General features: G+C 64.6%; 15 protein-coding genes and 2 pseudogenes. 10 read left to right on the top strand and 7 right to left on the bottom strand.

The window, feature by feature from the left end; translation table 11 throughout:
* Positions 1 to 57: 57 nt before the first annotated feature.
* Together BLS66_RS09785 and BLS66_RS09790 are read left to right on the top strand one after the other, a co-directional pair.
* Positions 58 to 447, top strand: a complete 390-nt coding sequence (locus tag BLS66_RS09785; RefSeq protein ID WP_074725765.1) for a hypothetical protein — start codon at positions 58 to 60, stop codon at positions 445 to 447.
* A 23-nt stretch (positions 448 to 470) separates the two neighbouring features.
* The gene (locus BLS66_RS09790) at positions 471 to 767 is read left to right on the top strand and encodes a hypothetical protein (protein WP_049468896.1); all 297 of its coding nucleotides are present in this window, start codon (positions 471 to 473) and stop codon (positions 765 to 767) included.
* Between the two features lie 7 nt (positions 768 to 774).
* On the opposite strand, the gene BLS66_RS09795 is transcribed toward BLS66_RS09790, so the two are convergent.
* Positions 775 to 2,280, bottom strand: a complete 1,506-nt coding sequence (locus BLS66_RS09795) for a YifB family Mg chelatase-like AAA ATPase (RefSeq protein WP_074725766.1) — start codon at positions 2,278 to 2,280, stop codon at positions 775 to 777.
* A gap of 580 nt (positions 2,281 to 2,860) precedes the next feature.
* Here BLS66_RS09795 and BLS66_RS21065 point away from each other — a divergent pair.
* On the top strand, positions 2,861 to 3,637 hold the full coding sequence (locus BLS66_RS21065) for an Abi family protein (protein ID WP_425513289.1): 777 nt from the start codon (positions 2,861 to 2,863) through the stop codon (positions 3,635 to 3,637).
* A 64-nt stretch (positions 3,638 to 3,701) separates the two neighbouring features.
* Here BLS66_RS21065 and BLS66_RS21070 read toward each other — a convergent pair.
* Positions 3,702 to 4,189: pseudogene (locus BLS66_RS21070) on the bottom strand (cold-shock protein).
* 47 nt (positions 4,190 to 4,236) lie between these two features.
* The gene (locus tag BLS66_RS09810) at positions 4,237 to 4,593 is read right to left on the bottom strand and encodes a hypothetical protein (protein ID WP_074725768.1); all 357 of its coding nucleotides are present in this window, start codon (positions 4,591 to 4,593) and stop codon (positions 4,237 to 4,239) included.
* Positions 4,594 to 5,238: 645 nt separating this feature from the next.
* Between BLS66_RS09810 and BLS66_RS09815 the strand changes: the two genes are divergently transcribed.
* Positions 5,239 to 5,841 (top strand): DUF998 domain-containing protein, encoded by a 603-nt coding sequence (locus BLS66_RS09815; protein ID WP_074725769.1) that lies wholly within the window; start codon positions 5,239 to 5,241, stop codon positions 5,839 to 5,841.
* Between the two features lie 55 nt (positions 5,842 to 5,896).
* Positions 5,897 to 6,262: a hypothetical protein gene (locus BLS66_RS09820; RefSeq protein WP_074725770.1), complete on the top strand. Its 366-nt coding sequence runs from the start codon at positions 5,897 to 5,899 to the stop codon at positions 6,260 to 6,262.
* Between the two features lie 152 nt (positions 6,263 to 6,414).
* Here the strand turns inward: BLS66_RS09820 and arr are convergent, their stop codons facing one another.
* Positions 6,415 to 6,849, bottom strand: a complete 435-nt coding sequence (arr, locus tag BLS66_RS09825) for an NAD(+)--rifampin ADP-ribosyltransferase (protein WP_074725771.1) — start codon at positions 6,847 to 6,849, stop codon at positions 6,415 to 6,417.
* Between the two features lie 126 nt (positions 6,850 to 6,975).
* A complete protein-coding gene (gene ubiK, locus BLS66_RS09830; protein WP_005419983.1) occupies positions 6,976 to 7,227 on the bottom strand; it encodes a ubiquinone biosynthesis accessory factor UbiK in 252 nt (83 codons plus the stop codon).
* Positions 7,228 to 7,382: 155 nt separating this feature from the next.
* Between ubiK and BLS66_RS09835 the strand changes: the two genes are divergently transcribed.
* A complete protein-coding gene (locus tag BLS66_RS09835) occupies positions 7,383 to 7,721 on the top strand; it encodes a P-II family nitrogen regulator (protein WP_005411374.1) in 339 nt (112 codons plus the stop codon).
* Between the two features lie 246 nt (positions 7,722 to 7,967).
* On the opposite strand, the gene BLS66_RS09840 is transcribed toward BLS66_RS09835, so the two are convergent.
* Positions 7,968 to 8,627: an RIO1 family regulatory kinase/ATPase domain-containing protein gene (locus tag BLS66_RS09840; protein ID WP_057494345.1), complete on the bottom strand. Its 660-nt coding sequence runs from the start codon at positions 8,625 to 8,627 to the stop codon at positions 7,968 to 7,970.
* Between the two features lie 437 nt (positions 8,628 to 9,064).
* Here BLS66_RS09840 and BLS66_RS09845 point away from each other — a divergent pair, with 437 nt between their 5' ends.
* Positions 9,065 to 9,970, top strand: a complete 906-nt coding sequence (locus BLS66_RS09845; protein ID WP_074725788.1) for an aspartyl/asparaginyl beta-hydroxylase domain-containing protein — start codon at positions 9,065 to 9,067, stop codon at positions 9,968 to 9,970.
* Between the two features lie 86 nt (positions 9,971 to 10,056).
* Here the strand turns inward: BLS66_RS09845 and speE are convergent, their stop codons facing one another.
* On the bottom strand, positions 10,057 to 10,911 hold the full coding sequence (speE, locus tag BLS66_RS09850; RefSeq protein WP_049471480.1) for a polyamine aminopropyltransferase: 855 nt from the start codon (positions 10,909 to 10,911) through the stop codon (positions 10,057 to 10,059).
* A 191-nt stretch (positions 10,912 to 11,102) separates the two neighbouring features.
* Here speE and speA point away from each other — a divergent pair, with 191 nt between their 5' ends.
* From speA to BLS66_RS20835, 3 genes and pseudogenes are all read left to right on the top strand, one after another.
* Positions 11,103 to 12,992, top strand: coding sequence for an arginine decarboxylase (gene speA / locus BLS66_RS09855; RefSeq protein ID WP_049471482.1), 1,890 nt, complete (start codon positions 11,103 to 11,105; stop codon positions 12,990 to 12,992).
* Between the two features lie 37 nt (positions 12,993 to 13,029).
* The gene (locus tag BLS66_RS09860) at positions 13,030 to 13,350 is read left to right on the top strand and encodes a DUF6122 family protein (RefSeq protein WP_005411369.1); all 321 of its coding nucleotides are present in this window, start codon (positions 13,030 to 13,032) and stop codon (positions 13,348 to 13,350) included.
* Positions 13,351 to 13,448: 98 nt separating this feature from the next.
* Positions 13,449 to 13,650 (top strand): annotated as a pseudogene (locus tag BLS66_RS20835) (hypothetical protein); the annotation flags it as partial.

Here is a 13,650-nt window from a genome sequence, read left to right on the forward strand (position 1 = left end):
GAAACCCGCCTTGCGCAAACAACAGGGGTTTTCTGGCAGCGACGCAAGGTTCCCACAATGTTGCTGGGTCATCCTGTCGGCATGGCACAGCACACCCCGCCAACCCGATTGTTCGGCATCGGCGGCCCACGACGGCCGCGGCAGGCGCTTTCCGTGGCGCCGGCGATCGACTTGCAGGGCGAATACCAGTTCTGGCAGGTCTACGAACGCGTGGTCCGCCCGCTGCCCGGCGGTGGGCTGCGCCGGGCCTGGCTGGTGTGCCAGAAGGTGTACCGGGACCGCTGGCAGCACCCGGAGGACAGCGACGCGGTCGGACTGTCGCGGGTGCTGTTCGGCGGCAACATGACGGCTGGCCGGGCGTCGGAGCTGGCGGAGCTGCACGCGCTGGTCAGCCGTCGGGTGGCGCTGCTGGCGAAGCGAGGTGTAATGTTCAGACGCGGCCGCTGACCGCGCATCTGCTGAGAATTCCGATGATTCTTCTTCCGGGGCAGTACCGCATCCTCGCGTATCGCGGATTCCATGACCTGCCGCGGATGATGCTGGTAGCCGATAGCGCATCAAAGCGTTGGGTGCTCGATTGTCCGTTCGAAGACGAACGGGATGACTACGCGCCGGTGTATCGCATTTATGCCGTGGATGCTGACATCGCGGTGCCTTCGGAGGTATGGGAGCGTCACATTCGTGGGCTATTGCCTGACATTGGCGTCCTTTCGGTAAATAGCATGCAGTTTGACGAGACGCGGCGCGCCTTCTTCATCCTGATGTGATTTTTCGTCATACCCCCGGCTTTCCCCGATCCAATTGCCGGTAGCCGATCGCCTCAGCCAGGTGCGCGGTCTGGATACCCTCGCAACCCGCCAGATCGGCAATCGTGCGCGCCACCCGCAGAATCCGGTGCATCGCCCGCGCTGACAGCTGCAGGCGCTCGATGGCCTGTTCCAGCATGTCCTGATCTGCCTCGCTCAGTCGGGTACAGGCCCGCAGTGCCGCCGGCGGCAGATGTGCGTTGAGCCCGCCACGCACCTGCTGCTTGGCATGGGCGGCTTCCACCCGTGCACGTACCGCAGCACTGGGCTCCCCCAGCGGCGTGCTCTCCCGCAACTCCACTGCGTCCATGCGCGCCACACTGATATGCAGGTCAATACGGTCCAGCAACGGACCAGACACCCGCGCACGGTAACGGTTGATACGCTCTTCGCTACACAGGCAGCGGTTGCTGCGGTCACCGGCCCAGCCGCACGGGCAGGGGTTCATCGCCGCCACCAGCTGGAATCGCGCGGGATACTGCACACTGCGTGCCGCGCGGGCGATGCGGATGTGGCCGGACTCCAGTGGCTCGCGCAGGGTCTCCAGCGCGCTGCGGTTCCACTCTGGAAGCTCATCCAGAAACAGCACGCCGTGATGGGCCAGCGAGATCTCGCCGGGGCAGGGCGGATTGCCGCCGCCTACCAATGCGGCCGAGCTGGCACTGTGGTGCGGTGCCCGAAAGGGCCGCTGCCGCCATCGTCTTGGGTCCAGCCCTTCGCCACTCACCGAGGCAATCGCGGCCAGCTGCAGTGCCTCGGTTTCTTCGGTATCCGGCAACAGGCTGGGCAGGCGCGAGGCCAGCAGCGTCTTGCCGCAGCCAGGGCTGCCGATCAACAACAGATGGTGCCCACCGGCGGCCGCCACTTCCAACGCGCGCCGCGCATGCGCCTGCCCGCGCACGTCGGCCAGATCGGGTAGCGGCAACGGCGTCGTGTCCACGCGCTCAACGGGTGGCAGCAGGCGCGGATTGCCCAGCCCGGCACAGCACTCCAGCAACGTACGCGCTACCCGCACATCGGCATGCTCGGCCAAAGCTGCCTCTGCGGCGTTCCCCGGAGGCACCACTAGGATGCGCCCGGCGTCTGCCGCCGCAATTGCCGCCGGCAGCGCTCCGGCCACCGGCCGCAGTTCGCCGGTCAGTCCAAGCTCGCCCAGGAACTCGTACTGCAGCAGCGATTGCGGATCGACCTGGCCGCTGGCCGCCAGAATGCCCAGCGCGATGGCCAGGTCGTAACGCCCGCCTTCCTTGGGCAAGTCGGCGGGCGCGAGGTTCAAGGTGATGCGCCGCTGCGGAAAGTCGAAGCGCGCGCAGAGCAGGGCGGCACGCACGCGCTCGCGGGACTCGCGCACGCTGGTCTCGGCCAGGCCGACAATCTGGGTGGCAGGCAGGCCGCCAGAGAGGTGCACTTCCACCCGCACCAGCGGGGCATCGACCCCGGCGCGGGCACGGCTGTGGACCAGCGCCAGGCTCATGTGTGGTTTCCTGCGGAGGGGCGCTTGATGATGCGGCAGGTGCTCTTCGAGGGCTATCGGAAGTTGCTGGTGAATGGACTAGGAGGATTCTGGCAGTCAATTGATCCGCTGAAGTTTGGCTTCTAGCTCCCGGGCGGCTGGTCTCTGCAATTGAGTGACGGAATTCGACCGGCATCAAGTGGAGCAACGCCGAGGAATAGGCGTTGCGGCTCGCCCGGGCCGGCCTTTCACCTCACTGGATCTGCGCCCGCGAGACTGCGGAAATCCTAGACAATTCCCTATGAAGTGCTTTTCGTACAGGTATTTACATTTCACGGAACTACACACATTTACTTGAAGGTAAGCAAAAGGGGCGCTAAAATTCACCCAACACACCCGCCAAGCCTCTGACGCGCTAGTTCGCGACATGCTCAAATTGGCGGGTTTTTTTTGCCCGCTGATTGGAGTCAGGATGACTCACTACCGTAAACCACCCCTGTCGATTCAGGAGCAGTTGGATCTCCTCCAGCAGCGCGGGCTTGCCATCGGCGACGTCGCCAACGCCAATCGCTATCTGCAGCGTGTTGGCTACTACCGCCTCATGGGCTATCTCTACACACAGCGTGTGTCCGGTAGCGACAGCTTCCGAGCTCAAGCGACATTCGAAGAAGCGGTCAGTCTCTATGAATTCGATAGGGCCCTTCGAGACCTGGTAATGGAGGCCGTTGGCCATATCGAGGTCGCAACGCGGACCGTGCTCACGTACCACTTTGCCCATGCCTATGGCGCCTTCGGCCATTTGGAGCCGCGCAATCTGGCATTCACCGGGCAAGAGTATGCGGATTGGCTCGGCGGCGTCGAAAGTGAAGTGACGCGCTCCAAGGAGGCGTTTATTCGGCACTACAAGGACAAGTACGCCTCACCCGCATTCCCCAGAGTACCGATCTGGATGGCGACAGAAGTCATGTCGCTCGGCTCGCTTTCTCGTTTCTACAAAGCGCTGCGCTCCAGAGAACAGAAGGCTGTTGCGGGGGAGATGCTGCTGGCCGCGCCAGTCTTCGCAAACTGGCTGCATGTCACCAGCGTGGCGCGAAACGTCGTTGCACACCACAGTAGGTTATGGAACAAGGAGCTCGGTGTTTCGGCAGTTCGCCCACGGTCGGCAGGATGGTCTGAGCGCGAGGCGCCATACGCACCGAATCGTTGCTTCTTTCTGTTGCTCCTGCTTCGCCGACTTTTGGAAGCGACGACCGCTGATTTCAGGGATTGGCGTGAACGTGTCGATACCCACCTCTCGGCTGGCCTGACGACCGAAGTCCGAACGAGAAGCATCGGGGCTGCGACTGGATGGCAGGACCATCGCCTTTGGCGCGGGTAAGTCCCAGGAGGCGCCGCTTCCTCCAGACATTTGTTGCGAATGGCCGATTAGGGGGGGGGGGCGGTCAATGGCGGCCCAGCCCCCAAACAGGCACCGCTGCTCATCCAGCACCAACCCATTGAAGCGCCCAAACCGCGCCTCAACCCACGAAGGCCCCGCGCTTTCCACCAGCAACCGCCCCTGGCTCTGGTGCAGATCCAGCCACCGCTCGAAGCTGATGCTCAGGCGCTCAATATCAGGCGCCCGCCACCGTGCATCGGCAGGTATGCGGATCAGCACGCGCGAGGGCGCGTTCTCCACCTCCATTACCAGCACGCCCTTGCACCGGATCTCGAAGGACGTCGCCCCGGCATGGCGCGCGTGCAGTTCAAAGCCCTCGTGGGCCTTCGCGGTCACGAAGCCGTGCGCATCACTGTGCAGCAGGCGGTAATCGGCCGGCTGCAGCTTCTGGTAGGCCCACACTTGATCGCCCGCGGGTTCGGGCCACTCCACCCACATCGCGCCGATCACCGCGATGCACACCACCGCAGCGGCCAGGCCGTGCATCTTCATTCGTCACCCCGCACACAGGCAGAAAGGTACTCGCCGTAAGCGCGCGCTCAGTCCTTGGGACGCATCCGCTCGTGGATGAAGGCCGTGAGTGCCATATCGGCCATCACCAGCCCCTCCATCACCCGATCGCCCACGTACTGCTCGGGCTCACCGTTCTGGCGGGTGCGCTCGGCTGCCAGCAGGATTTCCTGCACGATGCGCTGGCCGGTTGCCGCGCAGTCGGCGTCGGACATCGCCATCTGCCGGCTGCGCAGGTGATGTCGCTCGGGCCAGGGCTGGCCGTCGGCAGCAGCGCCCGCGCCGATGGCGTGCAGGATGGCGATGAGGCTGTTGGGGGCAGGGGTCGGAGCGCGTGACGGCGCTTCCTGGATCGGGCGCGAGGGCGGGGATTGCGGCGTGGTCATGGCGGGCTCCGTGCAAGCAGGCGGAAGCCGCCACCGATAAAGGTGGCGGGCAGGGCGTGGCTCGAAAACCGGTGTGTGATGATCGCCGGTGGGCACGAGGCCCCCACGCCCCGCCCGCCATAGCCGGCAGACGGATTGCCAGCCGGCACCACGCAAGGTGATGCCGGCTGGCAAGCGCAAACTTCATCACAACAACGGGTTTTCGAGTCCCGACCACCGATGCACGGTGGCGCAGTAACGATTACCTGCTGTTGTGCGGAATGCCAACGGGTAGGGGTCAATGCCGCCAAAACCCGAGACGCTTTTGGCATTGTCGCATAGCGCCGGAAGCGGCGAGAGCCTTGGCATGCTTGGCGCAGCGGCACTTCTGGAACGGAGTCGTCAGAACCTTCCGTCAGAGATGTAAGGGGCGGCAAATGCGACAGCACTCGCCCATCGGGCATGTGTGATCGCTCATGCAACCGAACCGCTGCGACACCCGCGAGATGGTTTAAATGACTTCTTGCCTATTGAACCTACCGAGTGCCGCGCGCAATCTGACTACTGCTGTAGTCACGCGGGGCTGCCCTGCCCGCAGCAGGACGGTCTTGTAGCGTTTGAACGGATTCCACCCACTGGCGCAGGCCAATACAAGGATCACTGTACGTGTTACGCCGCAGTCGACTCCTTCTGTCCGCGGGTCTGCTCCCGCTTCCGTGGTTCCTGTTCTGGACCAGCGTTGCCGCCGTGTTCGCGCCGGGCTACAACTCGCTTGCACAGCACGCCAGCGAGCTGCTGCAGGCGCCAACGCTTGCAAGCGTCTGCGGCAGGATCGCCGCCATCGGCTCCGGTGTCGGCTTCGTGGCGTTCTCCATCGGGGTATGGCGGGAGTCCGGCCGCCGGCTTGCAGTAGGTGCAATCTGCTGGTTGGTCTTTGGCATTTCCATGCTGACCAACGGGCTCTGGCCCATGGGCCATCCGATGCACGGCTTCTATACCATTGGTATCGCAAACATCATTGCACCGGCGATGTCGCATATCGAATTGAGCGCGTGGTCTGCCAACCGAAGGGCGTACGCTGTGACCGCTGTGGCGAGCATCGCGGGCATCGTCTATCTCTGGTTGAACGTGGTGGGAGCGGACCCGGAAGGATTCAGGGGGCTGACCCAGCGCGTGTTCTCGTCAATCAACTCACTGTGGCCGTTCCTGGTTGCGTTGTATCTGTTGCGGCGGGGTTCAAGCGCGCTGCGGACGCAGCCTACGCATTGATGGGTAGGTATGCAGGCACATGGACGACTATTAGGCGTGTGGAGCTGAGAACAGGATGAGGATTTTTCGCCGCCAGCTGATCTACGTCCAAGTGCACCAGGACCATTTTACTGCGCGCTTGGTCGGTGGAGACAGGACCATCCGTCGCCAGTGTCATGCCCTTGGTAATCGCGCGGGCCCAATCAAGGACTTCTCGAATATCCGGCCCCTGCTCAAGGCGATCTTCTCGGAACTCATGCCCGGGTTCTCTTTCGTCAAGCCGTGGGGGATTCTGCACTTTGATCCGGTTGAGTACCCGGTTACGAAGGAGGAACTGGCCGGGTTTCAGAAGGCTGCCATGCAAAGTGGTGTGAACTTCTGTTTTCTCTCCACGTGGGAGCAGCGGCATGAAGACAGGGATCTGTTGGAGATGTTCAAGTAGGGTTCGGCCCGATACTTCGTTCCATGCCAAGCAGATTCGTGGTTGGGCCTGTTCGAGACACTGTTAGCGTCCGCTATTGGCCGAGAGCGGACATCGTTCGACGACCTGCTGCGTTGATCCACCGTCGGCTAAAGCACGTGTCTCTCCTTCTCTCAATTGATGATCTCCCCACTCCCCGAAGCAACAAACGCCTTCAACTGCCGAACGAACTCCCCGTCGTAGAGCTCCCACTCCACAATCTCCCCAACCACCCGCAACGGCTGCGCACTCCGATACGACCGCGTCGGGTTCCCGGGAAACTTCTTGTTGGTCACGTTCGGGTCGTCCTCAAACGGCCCGGTCGGCTCCACCACATACACGCGCGGCCGCCCCTCACCCCGGGCCATCTCCGCAGCCAGCCCGGCGCCCTTGGCAATCGTGGTGAAGTAGACGTGGTTCATCACCACGCTGTCGCGATAGTTGGAGCGGAAGCCCGCGCTCAGCAGCTCGCCCACCGCCAGATCAGCGCGGGTGCCGTGATAGAACGGCCCGGCGACCTGGTCGCAGGTGTCATGCGAAACGGGTGTCCATTCAGTGTCCTGCGCCATCGCTGCTGCCCCTGCTTGTCCTGCCGGATCGACAGGCCGGCGAGTCTAGGGCGCCCGGTGGGCCTTGCTGCAAGGCCCCATCCGGGAAATAATCTGTAAACGGGAGGCGCGGTGCGCCTCCTTTTTTCATTCTGCGGCGCCGCGCCCTTCCAGCTCGCGCACGGCAGTTTCCAGTGCATCCAGCTTCTGGCGGGTCTTCAGCAGCACGGCGCGCTGCACTTCGAACTCCTCGCGGGTGACCAGGTCCAGCTTGGCCAGGCCGGCCTGCAGCGCGCTCTTGAAGGTGGCCTGCAGTTCCTCGCGCGATTCGCGCAGGCCCGGCGGCACCAGGTCGCTGAGGCGACGGGCGAGGTCATCGATTTGATTCAGGTCGATCATGGGGTGCTCCGTGGGGGTGGGCCCGTGCATCCGGCGCGGGCAGGCCATTCGGGCACAAGGATACTGCTGGCACCCGCTGCCCGGACAGGCGGCAGCGGCTTCGCACGGGCCGCGTTCAGGCGCTATCCTCCACGCCGGAAGACAGGAGATAGACGATGAAGATGGTCATGGCGGTGATCAAGCCGTTCAAGCTCGACGACGTGCGCGAAGCGCTGGCCGAGCGTGGGGTTACCGGGATCACGGTGACGGAAGTAAAGGGCTTTGGTCGCCAGAAGGGCCATACCGAGCTGTACCGCGGCGCGGAGTATGTGGTCGATTTCCTGCCGAAGGTGAAGCTGGAAGTGGCGGTGACCGATGACCAGGTGGAGGCGGTGGTTGAGGCCATCGTGAAGGCCGCCGGCACCGGCAAGATTGGGGACGGCAAGGTGTTCGTGTACGACCTGGGCAGCGTGGTGCGCATCCGTACCGGTGAGTTGGACGCTGACGCGTTGTAAGCGCGCCACGGGCTGCCGGCACACGACAGGGATGCCGGAATGCGACGAGGTAGAGTCGACTGTTAGTCGACTTGCGCGCGTAGCGCGGGGTTTTCCGGCTTCGGAACGAAGAGCAGTCGACTAACAGTCGACTCTACCTGGTCGGGCGCACGCTGCCGCCGAGGCATCATCCCCGTCGGGGCGTCCAGCCCCAACGACGTTGTCCCATCCGATCGCGCGATCAATCGCGCCCGAAAGACGCGGCGCTTACCGGCGCTTCGCCCACTTATAGAACCGCTTCCAGCCCTGCCGCACGGCGGCGACCCAGCCCGGATCGGCCACCAGTGCGGCCTGCGCGGCACTCGGCGCCTGGCCGGTCACGCGCTGGCGGATCTTCAGCAGGTTCTTCATGTCGCTGCGGCGCATCTGCCGGCTCAGTGGATTGCGGCGCAGCCAGCGAGGCGCGCGCCAGGCCGAGGTGAAGTCCAGCAGCACCGGTACGCCACCGCTGACCACCACGTTGGTGCCGTGCAGGTCGTTGTGGGTGATGCCGGCGGCGTGCAGGCGGCTGAGCGCGTGCTGCAGCTGCTCGAACACGTCATTGCCGACGGCCTGCGCGGTGCTCAGGGTCTGGCCGGGGATGAACTCCATGCCCAGCGCCAGGCCACCGAGGGTGCCGAGCAGCGCGGGGGCATGCTTCCAGCCGCCGAGGCGCTGCAGCATGCGTGCTTCACGGCGCACCATCAGCCGCGCGATCAGCGAAACGGGAGTGCCGCGGTAGCGGGAATAGTCCTTGATGACCGCCTCGCGCCCGTCCAGGCAGGTGCGGTAGACGTCGGGGGCCAGGAAACGCTCGCCGCGCTTGAGCAGCAGCGGGGAGGTGGCGCCATCGGCGCAGGAGGAGGGGGGCAGGGCAGGAAGATACATGTCGGGGTCTCGGACGACCCGGTGGGTGGCGCAATGCGTCAAGCGAACCGGTGTTACAGGGAGTTACTAAGTTTTCGTTAATTTTAGTACTCGCCAGTTCGCTATTCCACGATTTGTCAGAGAAATGTCGGGGTCGTGGCTGGAACAGTTCGTCACGCAGAATCGGACAATTCTGTATCACTTATAAGGTTTGCCCCGCTGGATCAATGAGTTGGGCGCACTTCCAGCCCATTCATCGGCGGCGCGCTGAACGCCATGCACGTCCGGCTTGACCCCGGCGCACGCCCTGCCGACCATAAGCTGTTAACCCGCGACATCGGCGGCCGCCCCCCCTCCGGCACGTCCCCGTCCCCTGCCGCGTTCCCCACCGGTGCTGGCCGCCAGGCCGTGCATCGCCCCGTTTCCCGTTCCGGCCGCGGCTGGAGGAAAGTGCTTTGATCATCAAAATCGTCATTGCAGCGCTGTTCGTGGCCTGCGTGCTGTACATCCACTTCCGTGGCAAGGTCCGCGCGCGCTGGTCGCGCCAGCTGCTGGACCATTCCAGTTTCATGGCCCCGATCAACGTGGTCATGTACATGTTTTCGAAGGTGCCGACCACGCCGTTCCTGGACCCGGGCAAGGAGTTTCCGCAGCTGGAGCCGCTGCGCCAGAACTGGCAGATGATCCGCGACGAGGCGCTGGCGCTGCGCGACGCGCAGAAGATCGCTGCCTCCAGCACGTTCAACGATGCCGGCTTCAATTCGTTCTTCCGTCGTGGCTGGAAGCGCTTCTACCTGAAGTGGTACGGCCCGTCGCATCCGTCGGCCAGGACGCTGTGCCCGAAGACTACGGCGCTGATCGAGTCGATCCCGGACGTGCGTGCGGCGATGTTCGCGCAGCTGCCGCCGGGCAGCGAGCTGCGCCCGCACCGCGACCCGTTCGCCGGCTCGCTGCGCCTGCACCTGGGCCTGAGCACGCCCAACGACGATGCCTGCTACATCGAAGTGGACGGCATCAAGAAGAGCTGGCGCGACGGCGAGTGGATGATGTTCGACGAGACCTACATCCACCATGCGCACAACGAGACGCAGCAGGACCGGGTGATCCTGTTCTGCGACATCGCCCGCCCGCTGCGCTTCGGCCTGCCGGGCCTGTTCAACCGCGCGGTGGCGGCCACGCTGCTGGCCGGTGGTGCATCGCCGAACCTGCCGGGTGACCCGACCGGTGGCGTCAACAAGGCGTTCGGCAGTGTCTACAAGGTGCGCCTGAAGGCCAAGGCGCTGCGCGAGCGCAGCGTGGTGGCCTACCAGCTGATCAAGTGGGGCCTGGTGGTGGCGGTGATCGCCGGTATCTGGGCGCTTTGATCGTTACATGCGGTTGCCGGCCAGCGGCCGGCACTACCGGAACATGAAAAAACCCGCGCTGTCGCCAGCGCGGGTTTTTGTTTGGATCAACCCTTCAATGCCGCCTGCACGAACGGCGGCGTCACCAGCACGCCGGTGTGCAGCGCGGCGGTGTAGTACAGGGTGTTGAAGGTCTTGGCGGCCGAGTCGGCCTGGCGGAAGTCGAAGCTGCTGTCGCCCTTGCGCGCCATGGTCACGCTCCACCAGCCGGTGGGGTAGCACGGCTGCGGGAACGGCAGGGTCTTGAACGAACCGAAGCCGGCCTTGCCCATTTCGGTGCGCATTTCGTTGATCAGTTCCAGCTGCATCAGCGGCGACTCGGACTGCTGCACCAGGATGCCGTCGTCCTTCAGGGCCTTGAAGCAGCTCTCGTAGAAGGCCTTGTTGAACAGGCCTTCGCCGGGGCCGACCGGGTCGGTCGAATCGACGATCACCACGTCCACGCTGCCGGCCGGGCAGTTGGCCATGTAGGCCACGCCGTCATCGAACAGCAGCTCGGCGCGGGCGTCATCGTTGGAGTCGCACAGTTCCGGGAAGTGCTTGCGCGCCATCACGGTGACCTGCTCGTCGATATCGCACTGGGTCACGCTCTCCACGCCGCTGTGCTTGAGCACTTCGCGCAGGGTGCCGCAGTCGCCGCCACCGATGATCACCACGCGCTTGGGCGCGGCGTGGGTGAACAGCACCGGGTGGCTGATCATCTCGTGGTAGAAGAAATTGTCCTTGCTGGTCAGCATGATGGCCCCGTCGATGGTCATCAGGTTGCCCCAGTCGGTGGTCTGGAAGATTTCGATCTTCTGGAACGGCGACTGCACCTCGTCCAGCTTGCCGGTGATGCGGTAGCCGATGGCCGAGCCGGTGCGCTCGAAGTGTTCGATGTACCAGTTGTTGCTGTCAGTCATGGGAAAACGGTCCTGTTCGGAGGGGTGGAGCCGGGCTGGCGGGCGGGGCCGCGTGGCACAGATGCCACATCCGGACGGATCGGCCCGTTCAGGTTGGAACCTGTCACGGGCGCGGGCGCGCATGATAACGAACCTGTGGGCATATAGGCGTTATCATGCCCCCCCTTTTATTGCCAACAAGGCCGACTGAAATGACCGATTGGTCCCTCGACCAAGCCCGCAAGACCTACTCGATCCCGCATTGGGCGGATGGTTACTTCGACGTGGATCAGGCCGGGCACATGGTGGTGAGACCGACCGGGGCGGACGGCCCGGTGGTATCGCTGCCCAAGGTGGTGGACGCTGCGCGCGCGGCCGGTGCCAAGCTGCCGCTGCTGGTGCGCTTCCCGGACATCCTCGGCCAGCGGCTGGGCAAGCTGCAGGCGGCCTTCGCCCAGGCCCAGCAGGACTGGGAGTACAGCGGCGGCTACACCGCCGTGTACCCGATCAAGGTCAACCAGACCCGCGGCGTGGCCGGCACCCTGGCCAGCCACCACGGCGAAGGCTTCGGCCTGGAAGCGGGCAGCAAGCCCGAGCTGATGGCCGTGCTGGCGCTGTCGCGCCCGGGTGGCCTGATCGTCTGCAACGGTTACAAGGACCGCGAGTACATCCGTCTGGCCCTGATCGGCCGCAAGCTGGGCCTGCAGACCTTCATCGTCATCGAGAAGCCGTCCGAGCTGAAGCTGGTGCTGGAAGAGTCCAAGGCGCTGGACGTGAAGCCGGGCCTGGGCGTGCGCATGCGCCTGGCCTCGCTGGGCGCCGGCAAGTGGCAGAACAGCGGTGGCGACAAGGCCAAGTTCGGCCTGTCGCCGCGCCAGCTGCTGGACCTGTGGAAGTCGCTGCGTGACACCGAGTACGCCGACTGCCTGAACCTGCTGCACTTCCACATGGGCTCGCAGATCTCCAACGTGCGCGACATCGCCAACGGCATGCGCGAAGCAACCCGCTACTTCGTGGAGCTGTCGCGCCTGGGCGCGAAGATCACCCACGTCGATGTGGGCGGCGGCCTGGGCGTGGATTACGAAGGCACCCGTTCGCGCAGCTTCTGCTCGATCAACTACGGCCTGCATTCCTACGCCAGCAACATCGTGCAGCCGCTGGCCAATGCCTGCGAAGAGTTCGGCCTGACCCCGCCGCGCATCGTCACCGAGTGCGGCCGCGCGATGACCGCGCACCACGCGGTGCTGATCGCCAACGTGTCGGAAGTGGAAGAGGCACAGGAAGGCCGCGTGCCGGACCAGCACGACGACGAGCCGGCAGCGATCCGCCACCTGCGCGAGATCCACGACGAGCTGGACGTGCGCCCGGCGGTGGAACTGTTCCAGGAGGCGCAGCATTTCCATGCCGAAGGCCTGGCCAGCTACGCGCTGGGCCAGATCGACCTGCCGCAGCGTGCGCGCATCGACGACCTGTTCTACGCCATCGCCCACGGCGTGCGTGCGCGCCTGAGCTACGACGAGAAGAGCCATCGCCCGGTGCTGGACGAACTGAACGAGCGCCTGGTCGACAAGTACTTCGTCAACTTCAGCGTGTTCGAATCGATTCCGGACGTGTGGGCGATCGACCAGGTGTTCCCGATCGTACCGATCGAGCGCCTGGACGAAGCTCCGGACCGTCGCGGCATCATCGCCGACATGACCTGCGACTCGGACGGCATGGTGGAAACCTATGTCGAGAACGAGAGCCTGGACAGCTCGCTGCCACTGCACAAGATGAAGCCCGGCGAGAGCTACCGCATCGGCTTCTTCATGGTCGGCGCCTACCAGGAAATCCTGGGCGACATCCATAACCTGTTCGGCGATACCGACGCGGTGGAAGTGCTGGCCGATGCCGATGGCTACGCCATCACCCAGCAGCGCCGCGGCGATACCACCGACGTGATGCTGGATTACGTGGGTTACCGCCTGGACGAACTGCGTGCGACCTATGCGCAGCGCGTGGCTGCGGCGCAGCTGTCGCCGGAACGCGCGCAGGAACTGTCGGACGCGCTGGAAGCCGGCCTGACCGGTTACACCTACCTGTCCGACGAACCGCTGGTGTGATGGACGGCACCGGGCCCGCCCGGTGCCACCGTTGCCGATGAGCGCGCGCGCGATCTTCCACCTGTTCCTGCATGCCGCCGTGCCAGCCCTGCTGGCATGGCTGTTCTGGCGCAAGCGCTTTGCCTCGGCGTGGCTGCTGATGCTGCTGGGCTGGATCATCGATCTGGACCACCTGCTGGCCGATCCGATCTACGCGCCCAACCGTTGCAGCATCGGTTTCCATCCGCTGCACACTGCACCGGCGATTGCGGTCTATGCCGGGCTGTGCGTGCCGAAGAAAACGCGGTTGTTCGGCATCGGTTTGATCATCCACATCGTGTTGGACGCGATTGATTGCTGGTGGATGCATCACCGTTGATGCTTGGTGTACGGCGACCGGTCGGATTGCCGCCTGGTAGAGCCGGCCGCTGGCCGGCTTCGGTGCCGGCCAGCGGCCGGCACTACCCCACCGTTAGGTTGGCCAATGTCGACACCTACCGGGTGTACGGCGACCGGTCGGATTGGCGCTTGGTAGAGCCGGCCGCTGGCCGGCTTCCGCAGGGCGTTCCGGGTGACCACGTGGTTGCCGGCCAGCGGCCGGCACTACCCACCGTTGGGTTGGCCAATGTCGACGCCTACCGGGTGTACGGCGACCGGTCGGATTGCCGCCTGGTAGAGC

This window comes from Stenotrophomonas pavanii (assembly GCF_900101175.1).
Taxonomy (GTDB): domain Bacteria; phylum Pseudomonadota; class Gammaproteobacteria; order Xanthomonadales; family Xanthomonadaceae; genus Stenotrophomonas; species Stenotrophomonas pavanii.